Below are 15,253 nucleotides of genomic sequence, written 5' to 3'. Positions count from 1 at the left end.
ATTATTTCTTTTTAGCTGTTGCTTTTTTTGATGTAGACTTTTTTGCTGGCGCTTTTTTCTCAATTAACTCTTTAACTTCTTCTAAAGTCAACTTTTCAGCATTAACATCTTTACTTAACTCAATCTTAGTTTTACCTTTTAATATAACTGAGCGTCCCCAACGTGCTTTTTCAACACGAATTCCTTCATCTTCCCAGTTATGAATAAGTTTATCTTTTTCTTTTTGCAATTTATCTTCAATCAACTCTATAACATCAGCTTGCGATAAATTATCAAAATCATATTTTTTGTTTACATTGATAAACATCCCGTTCCATTTAATAAACGGTCCGAAACGCCCAACACCTTTTTGCACAGGCAATCCATCATGAGTTGCTATTGGCGCATCTGCTTGTCGTTTTTCTTTAATAAGTTCAATTGCTCTTTCTAAAGAAACATCAAGTGGTTCTTCTCCTTTTGGTAACGAAATAAAAGTTTTACCAAAACGAACATACGGTCCAAAACGACCATTATTTACTTCTACTTCTTCCCCATCATAATTACCTAAAGATTTTGGCAACATAAACAAAGAAAGTGCTTCATCAAGAGTTATAGTAGATATATTTTGTTCTGGCAACAAGCTCGCAAATTGTTTTTCTTCATCATCAATACTTCCAATTTGAGCCATTGGGCCAAATTTTCCTAAACGAACAGAAACCTGTCTTCCAGATTCTGGATGATTTCCTAAAATACGTTCTCCAGTTTCTCTATCAGCATTTTTTTCAACATCAACAACATTAGGATGAAAATGAGAGTAGAAATCTTTCATCATTTTTACCCAATCTTCTTTTCCTTCTGCAATTTCGTCGAAATCTTGCTCTACTTTGGCTGTAAAATTGTAATCCAATATCGTTTCAAAATTAGAAACCAAGAAATCATTTACAATCATTCCAATATCTGTTGGTACCAATTTCCCTTTATCAGAACCTGTCGTTTCTTTTAAAACAACCGATTTTATATCTGAACCTTCTAATGTAATTTGATTGTATTTTCTCTCCACACCTTCACTTGCTCCTTTTTCAACATAATTACGAGCAATAATAGTAGAAATAGTTGGCGCATATGTTGAAGGACGACCAATTCCTAATTCTTCTAATTTTTTAACTAAAGAAGCTTCAGTATAACGACTTGGTGGACGAGAAAAACGTTCCGTAGCAACAATATTTGTATTAGAAAGCTTTTCACCAATAACCATTTGAGGCAACATTCCTTCTTGTTCTTCTTCATCCTCGTCATGACCTTCTAAATATACTTTTAAGAAACCTTCAAACTTAATTACTTCACCTGTTGCAGCGAAAAGTTCTTTATGATTTGACGCTTCTACTTTTACATTTGTACGTTCTAATTGAGCATCACTCATTTGAGAAGCAATTGTTCTTTTCCAAATTAAATCGTATAATCTCGATTCATTTCTATCTAAATTAACCGAATGACGACTCATATCTGTTGGACGAATAGCCTCGTGAGCCTCTTGTGCTCCTTTAGCTTTCGTAGCATAATTTCGTGTTTGCGAAAACTCTTTTCCGTAGTAACTTTCAATTTCTGCTTTAGCAGCATCTAAAGCATCATTAGACAAGTTCACACTATCGGTTCTCATATAGGTAATCAAACCGGCTTCATATAAACGCTGAGCTACTTGCATCGTAATCCCAACTGGTAAATATAATTTTCTCGCAGCTTCCTGTTGTAACGTAGAAGTTGTAAATGGTGCCGCTGGAGATTTTTTAGTTGGCTTCGTTTCTAAATCGGCTACTTTATATTGTGAACCAATATTTTTCTGTAGAAAATCTTCCGCTTCTTTTTTAGATGTAAAGTTTTTAGGCAATTTCGCTTTAAACGATTTCCCTTTTTCATTTACAAATTCTGCGACAATACTATATGAAGCTTCAGCATTAAAATCTAAAATTTCTCTTTCACGTTCTACAATTAAACGCACAGAAACTGATTGCACACGACCAGCTGAAAGTCCGCCTTTTACTTTTTTCCATAAAACTGGAGAAAGCTCGTAACCCACCAATCTATCTAAAACTCTTCTTGCTTGTTGTGCATTTACTAAATCGTAATTAATTCCTCTTGGATTTTCAATTGCCTTTAGAATGGCAGTTTTAGTAATTTCGTGAAAAACAATTCGCTTTGTTTTTTCTGGTTTTAACTTTAATTCTTCGGCTAAATGCCAAGAAATTGCTTCTCCCTCTCGGTCTTCATCGGAAGCTAACCAAACCATTTCGGCACTTTTAGCTAAATCCTTAAGTTTTTTAACCAAAGCTTTTTTATCGCTTGAAACTTCATATTTTGGTTTAAAACCATTCTCTACATCAACTCCTATTTCTCTTGATGGTAAGTCGGCTATATGTCCAAAACTTGATTCCACCTGAAAGTCTTTCCCCAGAAATTTCTCGATTGTTTTTGCCTTAGCTGGCGACTCAACGATAACTAAATTCTTTGCCATTTCAACTTTTTCTTTGTGGCAAAAGTATAAGTTTTTTTTCAATTTCAATTTTTTAGACGTTTTTCAGCAAAATATTTTGTTAAAGAAAATCTGACAAGTTGTCATATTTTACATTTTAGTATTATCTTTGCAACCCGAATTATATAAAATCGCATTCGGAATTTGATTATATGGAAAAGGTAATTGAAGAAAACAAACAAGGAACAAGTTTAGTTCAAGAACAAAAGGAAGGCAATACTAAAAAACTTTTTATTGAAAGTTATGGTTGCCAAATGAATTTTTCAGACAGTGAAATAGTTGCTTCTATTTTAGCTAATCAAGGGTATAACACTACTCAAAACTTAGAAGAAGCCGATTTAGTTTTGGTAAACACTTGTTCTATACGCGATAAAGCAGAACAAACGGTTCGTAAGCGTTTGGAACAATATAATGCTATAAAGAAAATAAATCCTTCGATGAAAGTTGGGGTTTTAGGTTGTATGGCAGAACGTTTAAAAGAAAAATTTTTAGACGAAGAGAAAATTGTAGATATGGTTGTAGGACCAGATGCATATAAAGACATTCCGAATCTTTTAAAAGAAGTAGACGAAGGTCGTGATGCAATTAACGTAATCTTATCTAAAGAAGAAACGTATGGCGATATTCAACCGGTTCGTTTAAGTAGCAACGGTGTTACCGCTTTTGTTTCCATTACACGTGGATGTGATAATATGTGCACGTTTTGTGTAGTTCCTTTTACAAGAGGAAGAGAACGAAGTCGTGACCCGCAAAGTATTTTAGAAGAAATACAAGATTTATGGAGTAAAGGTTTTAAAGAAGTTACTTTACTTGGTCAAAATGTAGATAGCTTTTTATGGTATGGTGGCGGACTTAAGAAAGATTACGACAAAGCTAGCGAAATGCAAAAAGCAACTGCGGTTGACTTTGCTCAGTTATTAGATATGTGTGCTACGCAATTTCCAAAAATGCGTTTTCGTTTTTCAACTTCAAACCCACAAGATATGCATGTGGAAGTTATTGAAGTGATGGCAAAACACCATAATATTTGTAAATACATACACTTACCAGTTCAATCGGGAAGTACGCGTATTTTAAAAGAAATGAATCGTCAACATACTCGTGAAGAATATATTGCTTTAGTTGATAAAATCTATGAAATTATTCCAGACATTTCATTATCACAAGATATGATTTCTGGTTTCCCAACAGAAACTGAAGAAGACCATCAAGATACTTTATCGTTAATGGAACATGTTCGTTACGATTTCGGTTTTATGTTTGCTTATTCTGAAAGACCTGGAACTTTAGCTGCTAGAAAAATGGAAGATGATGTTCCTGAAGAAGTTAAAAAGCGACGTTTAAATGAAATTATCGATTTACAACAACGTATTGCTTTAGAAAGAACACAACGTTTCGTAGGTCAAACTGTTGAAGTTTTAATTGAAAAAGATTCAAAACGTTCAGACCAACATTGGAGTGGAAGAAACTCTCAAAATACAGTGGTGGTTTTCCCTAAAGAAAATTACAAACCTGGCGATTTTGTTAACGTAAAAATTTCAGATTGTACTGCTGCTACACTTATTGGAGAAGCAGTAGGATATTCAGAAATTATGCAATAAATTAATAAGATGAATCAAGACATTATTGTAACTCCAACTTTTGATATTAAAAGTACCTTTAAAGCGTCATTACTTGTTTTTAAAAATCAAAAAATAGCGCTTTATGGAATAGCAATACTTTTGTTTTTAATTCTAAACTTTTATTTAAAAGATGCTTTGGATTTAATTAATCTTTGGGTTCCATTATTAGTTTTTATCTTATTTATTTCCTTTACAATTTATTCTATATATAAGACTTCAAAAAGACAAATTCAGGAAAACCCAAGATTAAAAGAAAAGATAATTTACATTTTAAATGAGGATTATTTTCAAGAAAAAGGAGAAACATTTGAAGTAAAGCATTTTTGGAAAGACATTTTTAAAGTTGTGGAAAAAAATGAGTTTTTCTTAATTTACACTTATAAGAATAGAGCTAATTTTATTAAAAAGTCCGATTTAAGAAATAATCAATTGAATGACTTAAAAGAATTATTCAATTCTTTAAACATTAAAAAGAGTTTAAAATAACTATGCTTTTTTTATAACACTACAACAAAAAACAACTTGAAACAATTAGAATGGAAAGCATTCAAAATATAAAACAACGCTTTGAAATTATAGGTAACGACCCAAAATTAAATCGTGCCATAGAAAAAGCTATCCAAGTAGCGCCAACAGATATTTCAGTTTTAGTTACAGGAGAAAGTGGTGTTGGTAAAGAAAGTATTCCAAAAATTATACATGCACTATCACATCGTAAACATGGTAAGTATATTGCGGTAAACTGTGGCGCCATTCCAGAAGGGACTATTGATAGTGAACTTTTCGGACACGAAAAAGGTGCTTTTACAGGAGCAACTTCTACTCGCGAAGGTTATTTTGAAGTAGCCGATGGTGGAACTATATTCTTAGATGAAGTTGGTGAGTTACCTTTAACTACACAAGTTCGTTTATTGCGTGTTTTAGAAAATGGTGAATTTATAAAAGTAGGTTCTTCACAAGTTCAAAAAACGAATGTTCGTATTGTGGCTGCAACCAACGTTAATATGATGGAAGCGATTGAAAAAGGAAAATTTCGTGAAGATTTATTCTATCGTTTAAGTACGGTTGAAATTTTATTGCCGCCTTTACGCGATAGAAAAGACGATATTCATATTCTATTTAGAAAGTTTGCTTCCGATTTTGCACATAAATACAAAATGCCGCCAATTCGCTTAACTGATGATGCTGTGCAGTATTTAATTCGTCACCGTTGGAGTGGAAATGTTCGTCAGTTGCGAAATATTGCCGAACAAATTTCGGTTTTAGAAACCAATAGAGAAATTTCGGTGGCTACTTTACAAGGCTATTTACCAAAAGAAGGAAGTAATTTACCTTCGGTAATTAATCATACTAAAAAGGATAGTGATTTTAGCAACGAAAGAGAAATTTTGTACAAAGTGCTTTTCGACATGAAAGCTGACTTGAATGATTTGAAAAAGCTGACATTAGAATTGATGCAAAACGGAAGTTCTAAAGTTCAAGAAACCAATAAAAATTTAATTCAACGCATTTACGGTCAAAAAGAAGATAATGTTATCTTTGATGAAGAACCTAAAGCAGAATTATATCCGGTTCGACCAGAAATTGTTCAAGAAGAAATTCATGATGACGATTTAGACGATGATAATTTCTTATTTGCAGAAACCGTTGAAGAAGAAGAAACTTTGAGTTTAGAGGCAAAAGAAATAGAATTAATTAAAAAAGCATTAGAACGCAACAAAGGAAAGAGGAAAGCGGCGGCTGATGAATTAGGAATTTCTGAAAGAACATTATACCGAAAAATTAAACAATACGATTTGTAATAAGGTTAAAGGCAAAAGTGAAAAGGGAAAAGGTTTTTTTGGTAATATTTAGTTTCATCTTGTTATTTTCTTCTTGTAAAATGAAAGAAGATAAAATTGAAATTTATTTAACTAAAGAACGAATAGAATCAAATGATGGCGTATCTATTAAAGATTTTTACACTGAAGAAAAATTACAAAATCTACCAGATTATTCAATAGAACGAATTAATAATCTAATTAATAAAAACGTAAGGATTGACACTTTAAGAGAATACAGAAACATTATTTATTGCGGAAATTTTAAAGCAAATTTTGAAGAATTAGAAAGAAATCCAATTATTAATGATTCTGAAATAATAAATTTTAACACAAAAAAATCAGCTTTTAAATTTGATAATTCAGTTTTGGAAAAATTATCAAAAATTGAACTAAACACTAACTACATTGGTAAGCAATTTGCAGTTTGTATAAATAAAAAACCAATTATGTTTGGATATATTTTAAATAGTTTTGAAAATTATTATTCTGAAAACTATTTTTTAGACATATCAAATACAAAGTTTAAAAATTTACACGAAAATGATAAAGTAACTTCATTTTTGCATTATGGAAAAGATTTCAGACCTTTAGACACAATTAAAGAAAAAGAATTTATAAAAGCTTTGAAAAATACAAATCGCTTGGTTCAAGAATAAAAATGAGAAAAACAACATATATATTAATTATCATCATTTGCTTCTCTTTAAACAGTTGCAAATACTACAACTTTACAGGAGCGAAACCAATTGACGCGGACACTTATCAAGTCAATTACTTCCAAAATACCGCTGATTTAGTTGAACCTGGAATTGAAAGAACGTTTACATTAGCTTTACAAGAAATCATACAAAACCAAACGAGTTTAAATCTTGTGAATCAAGGGGGTGATTTATTATACGAAGGCGAAATTGTAGAATATCGCATCACACCAATGACCGCAACTGCCGATCAACGTGCTGCACAAAACCGATTAACAATTGGTGTTTTGGTTCGTTTTACCAATAAAAATAAAGAAGAAGACGATTTTGAAAAACGTTTTTCATTCTTTTATGATTATCCAGCAAACGAACAAATGTCGGGGAATACTTTAACAACAGCATTAGACGAAATATTTACACGAATCACTCAAGATGTTTTTAATGCATCTTTAGCAAAATGGTAATTTGAATACAAACGATTTCACATATTTATTAAACAAACCGCAAACTATAAACGAGAAGCAAACGCAAGTTTTAGAAAGCATTTTGCAAGAATTTCCGTTTTTTCAAAGTGCTCGTGCTTTGTATTTAAAAGGTTTGTTTAATCAAGAGAGCTATCGTTATAATTACGAGTTAAAGAAAACTGCGGCTCACACTCAAGACAGGACAATCCTTTTTGAGTTTATTACTTCTGATGAATTTACAACGCTTCAAAAAAATAATATTGAAGCACAAGAAGAAATTATTAGTAATATTAAGGTAAACGAAGTTGAATTTGTTGAAATAGCTTCTTCGCAAGCAGAAGTTGGAATACCAACTAAAATTGAAGAAGAATTAGAAATTGGCAAACCTCTTTCATTCGAAAATAATGAAAAACATTCGTTTAGCGAATGGCTTCAACTTACACAATTTGCACCAATTGATCGCAATGAAGAAGAAAAAGAAGTAGAATTTGAAGATGATAAGAGTAAAAAATTCGATTTAATCGATAAATTTATTGAAAATAATCCAAAAATTTCTCCAACAAAAGAAAGTACTACTGCGCCCAGCAATATTGCGAAAAGTGCAGAAGAACCAACACATTTAATGACAGAAACTTTGGCAAAAATATACTTGGAACAAAAAAAATATCAACGTGCAATTCAAGCATATGAAATATTAATTTTGAAATATCCAGAAAAAAGTAGTTTCTTTGCAGACCGAATTGAAAATATAAAAAAATTACAACAAAATAATAACTAGATTATGTTTACAGGATTTTTAATCGCAATCACAATTGTTTGTTTTTTATTGATTTTAGCTATCATGGTTCAAAATCCTAAAGGTGGTGGATTATCTTCAACATTTGGAGCTGGAACACAACAATTAGGTGGAGTACAAAAAACAACAGACTTTTTAGATAAAAGTACTTGGACTTTAGGTGGTATTTTAATTGCTTTAATTTTATTATCTTCTATTTCTTTCGATTCAGGAAGTCAAGGTTCTAAAATTTTAGGCGGAGAAGAAAATACTACTATGCAGATGCCTGTAACTCCAACTCCTGAAGCAGCTCAGCCTGCTACAGAAACAACTGGAGAAACAGCTACTGAAGAAGCTGCTCAATAATAAGAGTCAAAAACACATTATAAAAATGCCAGCCTGTCAGTGCTGGCATTTTTATTTTAAGCAAAAATGTCAGAAAATTGCTTTGGCATAATTTCTGAAAAAAAGAGATACGTAAAACTTAAATTAAAATTTAAAAATATGTCATTAAACATTAAACCAATTTCAGATCGCGTAGTTATAGAGCCAATGGCTGCTGAAACTACAACAGCTTCAGGAATTATTATACCTGACACAGCAAAAGAGAAACCACAAAAAGGAACTGTAGTAGCTGTAGGAAACGGTAAAAAAGACCACAACATGACAGTTAAAACAGGAGATGTGGTATTGTATGGCAAATACTCAGGAACAGAGTTCAAGTATGAAGGTAAAGATTACCTTATCATGCGTGAAGATGAAATTTATGCGATTCTTTAAAAGTTAAATGAATAAAAACAACATTAAACTTTAAACAATTTAAACATTAAATACTATGGCAAAAGATATAAAATTTGATATTGAAGCACGTGACGGATTAAAACGTGGTGTAGATGCATTGGCTAATGCAGTAAAAGTAACATTAGGACCAAAAGGTAGAAATGTAATTATTTCAAAATCATTTGGCGGACCAACAGTTACTAAAGATGGGGTTTCTGTAGCTAAAGAAATCGAATTAGAAGATGCTCTTGAAAACATGGGAGCTCAAATGGTTAAAGAAGTTGCTTCAAAAACTAATGATTTAGCAGGTGACGGAACAACAACTGCTACTGTTTTGGCACAAGCAATTGTTAAAGAAGGATTGAAAAACGTAGCTGCGGGAGCAAATCCTATGGATTTAAAACGCGGTATTGATAAAGCGGTTGAAGCTTTAGTAGAAGATTTAGGTAAACAAGCAAAAGCTGTGGGTGATTCTTCTGAAAAAATCAAACAAGTAGCTTCTATTTCTGCTAATAATGACGATACAATTGGAGAGCTTATTGCTACAGCTTTTTCGAAAGTTGGAAAAGAAGGAGTTATTACTGTTGAGGAAGCAAAAGGTACAGATACTTACGTAGATGTTGTTGAAGGAATGCAGTTTGATAGAGGTTATTTATCACCTTACTTCGTTACAAATGCAGATAAAATGATAGCTGAATTAGATAATCCATACATTCTACTATACGATAAAAAGATTTCTAATTTACAGGAGTTATTACCTGTTTTAGAACCAGTAGCACAATCGGGTCGTCCATTATTAATTATTGCAGAAGATGTAGACGGACAAGCCCTAGCTACTTTAGTAGTAAACAAATTACGTGGTGGATTAAAAATTGCAGCAGTTAAAGCTCCTGGATTTGGAGACCGAAGAAAAGCAATGTTAGAAGATATTGCAATCTTAACAGGTGGAACAGTAATCGCTGAAGAAAGCGGATTTTCATTAGAAAATGCAACATTAGCAATGTTAGGAACAGCTGAAACCGTAACTATTGACAAAGACAATACAACAATTGTTAATGGGAATGGAGATGCTGAAAACATCAAAGCTAGGGTGAATCAAATTAAAGCTCAAATTGAAACTACCACTTCTGATTATGATAGAGAAAAACTTCAAGAACGTTTAGCAAAGTTAGCGGGTGGTGTTGCAGTTCTTTATGTTGGAGCAGCTTCTGAAGTAGAAATGAAAGAGAAAAAAGATCGCGTAGATGATGCTTTACATGCTACAAGAGCTGCAGTTGAAGAAGGAATTGTTGCTGGTGGTGGAGTTGCTTTGGTAAGAGCCAAATCAGTTTTAGGTAAGTTAAAATCTGAAAATGCAGATGAAGCTACTGGAATTCAAATTGTAAACAGAGCAATTGAAGCTCCACTTAGAACTATTGTTGAAAATGCAGGTGGAGAAGGTTCTGTTGTAATCGCTAAAGTTTTAGACGGAAAAGGAGATTTCGGATTTAACGCTAAAACTGGAGAATATGTTGAAATGCTAAAAGCAGGAATTATTGACCCTAAAAAAGTGACACGTGTTGCTCTTGAAAATGCAGCATCTGTTTCGGGAATGATTTTAACAACTGAATGTGCTTTAGTAGATATTAAAGAGGACACTCCTGCAATGCCAATGGGCGGAGGAATGCCTGGAATGATGTAATCAAAAAGTTACAAACATTTAACAAAAAAACCGTTCTAGATTAGAACGGTTTTTTATTTTTGCAAAAAAAACGAAATGAAAAAATTAATCTTTCTTATTTTTCCTTTATTTCTTTTCAGTCAAACAAAAGAGGATAATTTTATTTCAGATAATTTTAATTCCTATTTTGCTCTTGATAGAGAAAACATTCATTTACATTTAAACAAAACTATTTATGTAAACAATGAAACTATCTGGTTCAAAGGCTATGTTTTAGATAAAAAAACAAAAAAACTACATCCTAACACAACAAATGTTTTTATCACTCTATATGACTCTAATAAAAAAGAAATTTCAACAAAACTTTTTTATTGTTCAAATGGAAGGCTAATTGGACATATACCTCTAGATAAAAAGTTACAGACTGGAAACTACTATCTTCATGCGTTTACAAACTTTATGAATAATTTTAAAGAAAATGAATCTTCACTTTTTCAAATTAAAATTATTAACCCTGACACATATAAAATTGATGATGAAAACAAAACTATTGAACATATAGATTATGTTTTTGAAGGCGGAAATTTTGTGTACAATTCAGACAATAGTATTACTGTATTAATTAAAGATTGCTTAGGCAATGGAATTGAAATTGAAAATGTAAAAGTACTTGACGAGAACAACAAAGTAGTCAACACATTTTCAACCAACATAATGGGCTTTGGAAAATTCACTATTAAAAATCCAAAGAATATAAAATATAAAATTTTAGCTGAAAACTATAATTCATCTAAATCAGTTAATATGGATAATCCTAAAATTATTGCTATAAATCTTACAGTAAATAATTATGGGGTTCCTGACAAAACTTTCTTAAAAATCTCAACTAACGAAGAGACTCTTAAAGATCTAGAAACGGACAAATTAAGACTTATAATAAATCAAAATGAACTATTTAGCATTGTTAATGTTGATTTGGAAGGAAAAACGTTCAAAGAATTTTTAATTTCTAACGAATCTTTTTTTGAAGGTATTAATAATTTGATTTTAGTAGATAAAGAAAATAATGTCTTATCACAGAGAGCCTTTTTTAACAAAAAAAAATCTGAAAATAAGATTGAAATTAAATCTGTAGAAAGGATTAAAGACAGTATAAAAATAAAAGGTCAAATAACTAACAAATTTGCTGATTTATCTTTAAGTGCTGTTCCATCAAATTCAAAAACAAACTTTAATAATGTTAACATTCAATCGAGTTTATTGATTGACAACTATTTTGAAAACAAAATATCAAATCTGAATTATTATTTCAATAATTTAGATAGAAAAAAGAAATATGAATTAGATCTATTTATGTCTTTTAATAAATACAAATATGATTTAAAAGATGTTTTAGCTGAAAAACCTTCGAATAAATACGAATTTCAAATAGGTTTAAATGTTTCAGGAAAGCTAAATCAAAATCTATCTACAAGTGATAAAGAAAAAATGAAACTCCAATTATTTTCCTACAATGGCATTAAAGAGATTGCTGATTTAAATGAAAAGAATGAATTTATTTTTAAAAACCTACTAGCAGAAGATTCAACATCATTTTATTTTTCTTTGTTCAAAAAAGAAGATAAACTTAAAACTTTAAATATTTATTCAAAAATTGAAGGTAACAATAGTAAGTTTAAAATTCCTTTTAAAATTAACAATTATACATGTTCTTCAGTTGAAACAACAAAACAGAACAATGTCTCATTTTCAAATGATTTCCCAAAACTAGAAAACGTAATTTCTTTAGACACTATAAACCTTGAGGCAAAATTTTCAAAAAAACTAGAAAACACAAGATTTGAAGGAAGATTTGGTTCAACAGGCTACAAAATAGATGAAGAAACAGCTCGTTCATATTTAGATATATTGTCATTTATTCAGAGTCATGGTTTTAATGTATCTCAAATAGGTGGAGAAATTGTCATTACTGGAAGAAGGGTAACAGGTTTTTCTGGAAGTAATTCACCTATAATTTATCTTGACAATATGCCATTAAGTGACCTAAGTCAGTTATATAGATTAACATTAGATAATGTTGATGAGATCTATATTAATAAAAATGGTTTTGGAGCAGGTACTTATGGCTCAAATGGAGTGATTCGAATTTTTACCAAAAAAACTTTTGGAAATAGTCAAATCAATAATATAGTAAAATCAAAAAATTTAATTGTAACTAATGGTTTTCAGAAATTGAAGTCTTTTGAAAATTTAAAATACTTAGAGGTAAATGGAGATGCCTTTAAAGAATATGGAACTATTGGCTGGATTCCTGATATTTATACAAACTCCGAAGGAAATTTTGAAGTTACGCTACCTCACTATTATCAAGAAAAGATAAAAATTAATATTCAAGGTATCGATCAAGATGGAGAACTTCATTTTACTGATACAATTATTCAAATAATGAATTAAAAAAAATCCCGATTAAATTTAATCGGGATTTTTTTTAATTCAAGTATATTATTACTTAATAACAATTTTGGTATTAAAATTTCCTATTTCAGATTTAACCACAACTGTATAGATTCCAGAATTTGAAGAAGTAAGATTTACTGTTAAAGAATCATTATTTATATTGTTTTGTTTAAAAACCAATCTCCCCGTAATGTCAAAAATAGATACACTTTCAAAAATATTATTATTTGATAACGTAATTTCAAAAATACCATTATTTGGATTTGGATATAAAACTATTCTATCTGCTCTTAAATCAAAAGATTCATTTACTAAAGTATTGTAATTAAAGTTTGATTCAATTGTACTTATATGGGCTAACATTCTTGTAGCTTGACCTGCAGTAAACATGTACATACATGCATCATTTGTATAATCCATATAATTCATAGTTAATTCTCTTGGTGTCCCAGTACAAGTTGATAAATGAGTAATTGGAGGGCACCCCCCATTAGATGTATTATGTTGAGGAGTGTCAGCAACAAAATCATTCCCACAAGTTCCATTTCCCCAAATATGATTTAAGTTCATGTAATGCCCTAACTCATGTGTTAGTGTTCTTCCTAAGTTATAAGGAGCTCCTGGTACGTAACCGGTACAACCTGAACCGCTTCCGAAAGCACCATTATCTATAAAAACTGCAGCTCCATCTTGTGGGTTTGATGCCAAATATGCATACCCAAGAGTTCCTCCTGAAAGATTTTTAACAACAATATTTAAATATCCAGCCCAATTAGAGTCCCAATCACTATTTCCAGGCCCACCAAAATCGTAACCAAAAGTAATTGCAGGTTCGCCATTTACTAATCCAGAACCCGCTGGATGGTTTAATGTTGCAATTTCAAATTCCACATTCATTATTCCTTTATTAACTCCTGGAAAAAAAGAACTTGTAGTATTATCCCAAGTTGAAATATCAGAATTATACGCATTATAATCTTCATTCAAAATATCAACCTGATCTTGAGCTAAAAGACGCATACAATTTCTTAAAGTTGCATTTGCTGAACCAGCATCCGGATAATGAATTGCTACAGGTATTGTCAATGTTGTATTAACATTATTCACTAATGTCTGAGAATTTAATAAACTATTGTAAGCCTGTTCAGACAATTGCATCTGTTGTTGATACTTAGCTAACATAAGAGGATTAAATTGCAATTGTTGCATTGCATGCTCTTGACCACAATTCCTTTCTTGTGCACTCAAAAAAGAAATAGACATTGAAATAAAAAATAAAGTAATTTTTTTCATAAATAGGTTAGTTTTAAGATAAATATTATTTTATGAATTTAACATTCTCCAAAGTTTGTCTTTCAATTCTTGTAAGCCTTGATGGGCAATAGAAGAAATAAACATATAATCGTGACCTTTAAAAGCCACATCTAATTCGGCTTTCATTTCGGCTTTTAATTCACCGTCTAACATATCCGATTTTGAGATTACAATCAGTCTATCTTTATCGAGCATTTCAGGATTGTATCGACGTAATTCATCTAACAAAATATCGTATTCTCTTTTAATATCTGGAGCATCGGCAGGAACTAAAAACAACAAGGTCGAATTACGCTCAATATGGCGCAAAAAGTAGTGTCCTAATCCTTTACCTTCAGCGGCTCCTTCAATGATACCCGGAATATCGGCTATTACAAAAGATTGAAAATCGCGATACGCTACAATCCCTAAGTTTGGTTTTAAAGTTGTAAACGGATAATCAGCAATTTTTGGTTTTGCAGCTGTTAATACTGATAGTAAAGTTGATTTTCCTGCATTTGGAAATCCAACTAAACCAACATCAGCTAATACTTTTAACTCTAAAATTACATCAACTTCTTCTCCAGGTAAACCTGGTTGCGCATAACGAGGTGTTTGATTTGTTGCACTTCTAAAATGCCAGTTTCCTAAACCCCCTTTTCCGCCTTTTGCTAATACTTTTTCTTCACCGTCTTCTGTAATTTCAAATAATACTTCTTCCGTTTCTTTGTCTTTAATTACCGTTCCAAGTGGCACTTCTAAATATTTATCTTCACCATCGGCTCCTGTACTTCTACTACTACCACCATCTCCACCATGACCCGCTTTTACGTGCTTGGTGAATTTTAAATGATACAATGTCCAAAGATTTTTGTTTCCACGCAAAATCACGTGACCACCACGACCACCGTCGCCGCCATCTGGACCTCCTTTTTCAATGAATTTTTCACGGTGTAAGTGAGTTGAACCTTTTCCTCCTTTACCCGAAGCAACATATATTTTTACGTAGTCTACGAAATTCCCTTCAGTCATTTTGAAGTTTTGAGTTATGAGTTATAAGTTATAAGTAACTTTAACTATAATTAAACATTTTGCAAAGATAGTGTATTTACTTGATTTTGAAATTTTGATTTCATTCATAAAAAAAGCGTCCAATTGGACGCTTAAATATACAT

Annotated in this window: 13 protein-coding genes; 10 read left to right on the top strand and 3 right to left on the bottom strand. The window is 31.3% G+C overall.

Annotation, left to right across the window (positions count from 1 at the left end; all coding sequences use genetic code 11):
• Position 1: 1 nt before the first annotated feature.
• The gene (topA, locus tag KK2020170_RS05885) at positions 2 to 2,488 is read right to left on the bottom strand and encodes a type I DNA topoisomerase (protein ID WP_221259890.1); all 2,487 of its coding nucleotides are present in this window, start codon (positions 2,486 to 2,488) and stop codon (positions 2 to 4) included.
• A 170-nt stretch (positions 2,489 to 2,658) separates the two neighbouring features.
• On the opposite strand from topA, the gene miaB reads away from it, so the two are divergent.
• The 10 genes from miaB (at position 2,659) to KK2020170_RS05835 (ending at position 12,782) form a co-directional block, all read left to right on the top strand.
• Positions 2,659 to 4,107 (top strand): tRNA (N6-isopentenyl adenosine(37)-C2)-methylthiotransferase MiaB, encoded by a 1,449-nt coding sequence (gene miaB / locus KK2020170_RS05880; RefSeq protein WP_221259889.1) that lies wholly within the window; start codon positions 2,659 to 2,661, stop codon positions 4,105 to 4,107.
• A gap of 9 nt (positions 4,108 to 4,116) precedes the next feature.
• A complete protein-coding gene (locus KK2020170_RS05875) occupies positions 4,117 to 4,614 on the top strand; it encodes a YcxB family protein (RefSeq protein WP_221259888.1) in 498 nt (165 codons plus the stop codon).
• A gap of 50 nt (positions 4,615 to 4,664) precedes the next feature.
• Complete coding sequence (locus KK2020170_RS05870) at positions 4,665 to 5,930, top strand: sigma-54 interaction domain-containing protein (protein WP_221259887.1); 1,266 nt, start codon at positions 4,665 to 4,667, stop codon at positions 5,928 to 5,930.
• Positions 5,931 to 6,010: 80 nt separating this feature from the next.
• The gene (locus KK2020170_RS05865) at positions 6,011 to 6,607 is read left to right on the top strand and encodes a hypothetical protein (RefSeq protein WP_221259886.1); all 597 of its coding nucleotides are present in this window, start codon (positions 6,011 to 6,013) and stop codon (positions 6,605 to 6,607) included.
• Between the two features lie 2 nt (positions 6,608 to 6,609).
• Positions 6,610 to 7,113 carry an LPS assembly lipoprotein LptE gene (gene lptE, locus KK2020170_RS05860; protein WP_221259885.1) on the top strand — a complete coding sequence of 168 codons (504 nt, stop codon included), beginning with the start codon at positions 6,610 to 6,612 and terminating at the stop codon, positions 7,111 to 7,113.
• Position 7,114: 1 nt separating this feature from the next.
• Positions 7,115 to 7,891: a tetratricopeptide repeat protein gene (locus KK2020170_RS05855; protein WP_221259884.1), complete on the top strand. Its 777-nt coding sequence runs from the start codon at positions 7,115 to 7,117 to the stop codon at positions 7,889 to 7,891.
• 3 nt (positions 7,892 to 7,894) lie between these two features.
• Positions 7,895 to 8,254: a preprotein translocase subunit SecG gene (gene secG, locus KK2020170_RS05850; protein ID WP_221259883.1), complete on the top strand. Its 360-nt coding sequence runs from the start codon at positions 7,895 to 7,897 to the stop codon at positions 8,252 to 8,254.
• 138 nt (positions 8,255 to 8,392) lie between these two features.
• Positions 8,393 to 8,668: a co-chaperone GroES gene (locus tag KK2020170_RS05845; protein ID WP_221259882.1), complete on the top strand. Its 276-nt coding sequence runs from the start codon at positions 8,393 to 8,395 to the stop codon at positions 8,666 to 8,668.
• A gap of 55 nt (positions 8,669 to 8,723) precedes the next feature.
• Positions 8,724 to 10,349, top strand: coding sequence for a chaperonin GroEL (gene groL / locus KK2020170_RS05840; RefSeq protein ID WP_221259881.1), 1,626 nt, complete (start codon positions 8,724 to 8,726; stop codon positions 10,347 to 10,349).
• A gap of 75 nt (positions 10,350 to 10,424) precedes the next feature.
• Positions 10,425 to 12,782 (top strand): hypothetical protein, encoded by a 2,358-nt coding sequence (locus KK2020170_RS05835; protein WP_221259880.1) that lies wholly within the window; start codon positions 10,425 to 10,427, stop codon positions 12,780 to 12,782.
• Positions 12,783 to 12,833: 51 nt separating this feature from the next.
• Here KK2020170_RS05835 and KK2020170_RS05830 read toward each other — a convergent pair whose 3' ends face one another.
• Both KK2020170_RS05830 and obgE read right to left on the bottom strand, forming a co-directional pair.
• Positions 12,834 to 14,078, bottom strand: coding sequence for a zinc-dependent metalloprotease (locus tag KK2020170_RS05830; protein WP_221259879.1), 1,245 nt, complete (start codon positions 14,076 to 14,078; stop codon positions 12,834 to 12,836).
• A gap of 30 nt (positions 14,079 to 14,108) precedes the next feature.
• Positions 14,109 to 15,110 carry a GTPase ObgE gene (gene obgE, locus KK2020170_RS05825; RefSeq protein ID WP_221259878.1) on the bottom strand — a complete coding sequence of 334 codons (1,002 nt, stop codon included), beginning with the start codon at positions 15,108 to 15,110 and terminating at the stop codon, positions 14,109 to 14,111.
• Between the last annotated feature and the right edge of the window lie 143 nt (positions 15,111 to 15,253).

The organism is Flavobacterium okayamense, assembly GCF_019702945.1.
Taxonomy (GTDB): domain Bacteria; phylum Bacteroidota; class Bacteroidia; order Flavobacteriales; family Flavobacteriaceae; genus Flavobacterium; species Flavobacterium okayamense.
The sequence above is the reverse complement of the archived record's forward strand: the minus strand, read 5'-3'. Positions and strand labels throughout refer to the sequence as shown.